Here is a 3,168-nt window from a genome sequence, read left to right on the forward strand (position 1 = left end):
GGGAGGGTGACGGATCCCGGGTTTATAAACACGAGGTCATCTTTAATCGCTAACTCGGAGAGATGGGTGTGTCCATATACCAGTACGGATACGCCTTGCTCTCGAAGAAGCGTTATGGCATCACTTTCAGCGGAAAACTGATGCCCGTGTGTGAGGAGCATTTTCTGTCCCTCAATATCCTTGATAACAAAAGGGGTTGTGGCATAGTTTTCGGCGAACGATTCGTAGTCCTCAAATTCATCACAGTTTCCTTTGATGTAGTCGATGGGCTTGGTTTTATAGCCTGAGAGCGTTTTGATGACCTGATCAGCTTTGCTTTTTGATGTTTCACCCTTGTCATAAATATGGAAGTTATCGCCCAGACTCCAGATTTGATCCACACCCGTGAATACGCGATCAATGAGAAACTGGAGGACTTCTGGGTTACCATGGAGGTCAGAAAAGATGGCGATATACATGCTAGTGGTATCGGATGAGTGTGACGATATCGGGACTGACAATATGTTGTCGGCCATTTAGAAAGGCAAGCTCGATCACAAAGGCCAGGGCTTGCGTTTCTCCTCCGCATAATGTGACCAGCTTTTCCACGGCGCCAATCGTTCCACCCGTGGCCAGTAGATCATCGATAATGATCACTTTGTCGCCAGGATGAAGGGCGTCTTTGTGTATTTCGAGAATATCCGTTCCGTATTCGAGTTTGTATTCCAATCGATGGACTTCAGCTGGGAGTTTGTTTCGTTTTCGGACAGGAATAAAACGTTTATGCAACGCGTATGCGAGCGCGGATCCAAAGATGAACCCTCTGGATTCGATGGCGACAATGGCGTCAAACGTATAGGGCGTGAGTGCTCTGGCGAACTGGTCAATACAGGCCTTAAATGCTTCGGCGTGATTTAAGAGTGGCGTGATATCTTTGAACATGATGCCCTCTTTGGGAAAGTCGGGAATCGTTCGAATGAAAGGTTTCAGATCCATGCTTTCATTGTATCGGATGCTGGAGTTGTTTGCCAATAATATTCTTGAAAGCATTCGATTTTGGAAAAAGGTATGATAGGATGGTTTTGTGAAGTTTTGGGGGTATTTTTCATGATTATGGAAAAGATAGATCAAATCGCTTTGGAAGCGAACTTCTTGGTTGAGGATGACCCCCTTTCTTTGCCAGGTTTTCGTCAAATATTGTGTGATGCTTCTGCTGAATTAGAGCCCCGGAATATGCCCCTGTTTTCGCTATTTAATGCTGTTGCAGGGTTGGTAAAGGATATTTCAGAGCACATGGCTCCCTTTTCCCAGTTGGAGTCGCTTTTGCCTGAGCTGGTTAATTTCTTTCACTTGAATGAGTACCTTTGGGATGCTTCCAAAAAGAAAATCGAATTGACACCAGAATTGATGGCCACGGTTGCGCAATTAACGTCATCTTTTGAGGTCAGAGGAACCACCGCTGTGTCAGAGCCGGTTGAAAATTCGCCTGAGCCCGCTGGCTCTGAGTTTGAAAATGATGAACAGCTCTTTCGTGATTTTATTGCAGAGGCACGGGATCACTTGCTGATGATTGAGGAAAGTATATTGGGGCTGGAGGCGGATGCGACCAATTCTCGTTTTATTGACTCGATCTTTCGTGCTTTCCATACTATTAAGGGTGTGTCTCTTTTCCTGAAACTAAAGCATATTGCCGAGTTGTCGCATCGTACAGAGAATGTGCTCGAAAAGATACGCTCCAAGGGAATGCCGCTTTCTTCTCAAGATGCCGATGTTTTGTTATGTGTTCGTGACCAACTGATGATCATGATTGATCGAGTCGAGTCAAATCTTGCAAAAAAAATCTTCCAAGAAGAGGCATCGGATATTCATGCTTTGCTTGATCAAGTCGAGGATATGCTGCAGAGAATTGAGCATGGCGGGGCGGGTTCGTCTGACAAGATCAGCTTACCCAAAAAACAAGAAACTCATGCTCGTGAAGCAAGCGAAAGTTCGATTAAGATTGATGCGGGAAAAGTGGATAATCTGATTAATTATACGGGGGAACTCCTTATTGCGCAGTCTCAGCTCTGGAATGATCCGTATATGATGCAAAATGGAAATCAGAAATTTATTAATGTGATTGACCAAGTCAAGCGAATATCAACAGAGTTGCAAAAAATCAGTTTGAGCATGCGAATGGTTCAAATCAAACCCACTTTTACCAAGATGCAGCGAATTGCCCGGGACGTTGCAAAGCAGACGGGTAAGCCCATTCGGTTAATGTTGGTGGGAGAAGAAACGGAGCTGGATCGTTCCTTGATTGATTTGATTCATGATCCGCTGGTTCACATGGTGAGAAATTCGATTGATTCAAAGGGAAAGAGTTGCTTCGAATATTCTATTATGATTGCTTGCCCTATGATGGCAGCGAGATCAACCCCATGACCGGAAATGAAGTCGATTACTCCCAAACGGAACAGTACAAGCAAGGGATGACTTTTTTTAATGAATTGATGGTGCATGATGACATCGCCTTTCGGAAAGGTCATTTGCAGCTGAATGGTTGGAAGATCGAGAATGTTCGTTTGCGTGGATTGATTCGTAAGGATCAAAAGATCTCTGCGGGTGATATCCGGGAGGACTTTAAGCAAAAGGGCGTCGACATGAAAATCGGTCTGGATATCGCTTGGTTGGCAACGAAGCGCATCGTGGACTACATTGTTCTGATTACGGGGGATACCGATTTCGTCCCCGCGATGAAGTTTGCCCGCCGAGAGGGTGTGCGCGTGATCCTGAACTCCTTAACCTCTCATTGTTCCACCAGCCTCAAGGAGCATGCTGATCAAACGATCGAGCTTCGCCCCTACGTCTAATCCCTATTCCAAATCAACACGATAATATTGTCGCCATCGTCATCACGTCGGGGCCTGTGCAGTAGCACTATTTCCCTTGTGATTTCTCGAGCTCCTCATTCTCGTGTCGCTTGGAATGGAATCGATGAATGATGTTGAATACGAATTAGTCGACGAGATAGAGTTCTTGCAGAACATCCCCCGTGAAGAGCTCTTTGAGTTGAAAACGTTTCTTGAACGTATTGTATAGGATGTAGGTTGAGATGGTTGCTTCGTCGCGTGGGAGGGTGACGGATCCCGGGTTTATAAACACGAGGTCATCTTTAATCGCTAACTCGGAGAGATGGGTGTGTCCATA

The 3,168-nt window shown here is 45.5% G+C and carries 5 protein-coding genes; 2 read left to right on the forward strand and 3 right to left on the reverse strand.

Annotation, left to right across the window (positions count from 1 at the left end):
• On the reverse strand, window positions 1-458 hold a 458-nt coding region (locus EJP87_RS14910; RefSeq protein WP_193771424.1), incomplete at its 3' end, for a YfcE family phosphodiesterase.
• Window position 459: 1 nt separating this feature from the next.
• Window positions 460-975 (reverse strand): adenine phosphoribosyltransferase, encoded by a 516-nt coding sequence (locus EJP87_RS14915; RefSeq protein WP_130472655.1) that lies wholly within the window; start codon window positions 973-975, stop codon window positions 460-462.
• Between the two features lie 72 nt (window positions 976-1,047).
• Between EJP87_RS14915 and EJP87_RS14920 the strand changes: the two genes are divergently transcribed.
• Entirely contained in the window at window positions 1,048-2,403 is a 1,356-nt protein-coding gene (locus EJP87_RS14920; protein WP_153188689.1) for an Hpt domain-containing protein, read from the forward strand.
• Window positions 2,400-2,831, forward strand: coding sequence for an NYN domain-containing protein (locus EJP87_RS14925; protein WP_130472657.1), 432 nt, complete (start codon window positions 2,400-2,402; stop codon window positions 2,829-2,831). The genes EJP87_RS14920 and EJP87_RS14925 overlap by 4 nt, the downstream gene beginning before the upstream one ends.
• 145 nt (window positions 2,832-2,976) lie before the next feature.
• Here the strand turns inward: EJP87_RS14925 and EJP87_RS14930 are convergent.
• On the reverse strand, window positions 2,977-3,168 hold a 192-nt coding region (locus EJP87_RS14930; RefSeq protein WP_193771425.1), incomplete at its 5' end, for a metallophosphoesterase family protein.

The organism is Candidatus Magnetaquicoccus inordinatus (genome assembly GCF_004217665.1).
GTDB classification, from domain to species: domain Bacteria; phylum Pseudomonadota; class Magnetococcia; order Magnetococcales; family Magnetaquicoccaceae; genus Magnetaquicoccus; species Magnetaquicoccus inordinatus.

Coding starts and splice junctions, on each gene's coding strand:
- EJP87_RS14915 (WP_130472655.1), bottom strand. CDS start 975: ATGGATCTGAAACCTTTCATTCGAACGATTCCCGACTTTCCCAAAGAG.
- EJP87_RS14920 (WP_153188689.1), top strand. CDS start 1,048: ATGATAGGATGGTTTTGTGAAGTTTTGGGGGTATTTTTCATGATTATG.
- EJP87_RS14925 (WP_130472657.1), top strand. CDS start 2,400: ATGACCGGAAATGAAGTCGATTACTCCCAAACGGAACAGTACAAGCAA.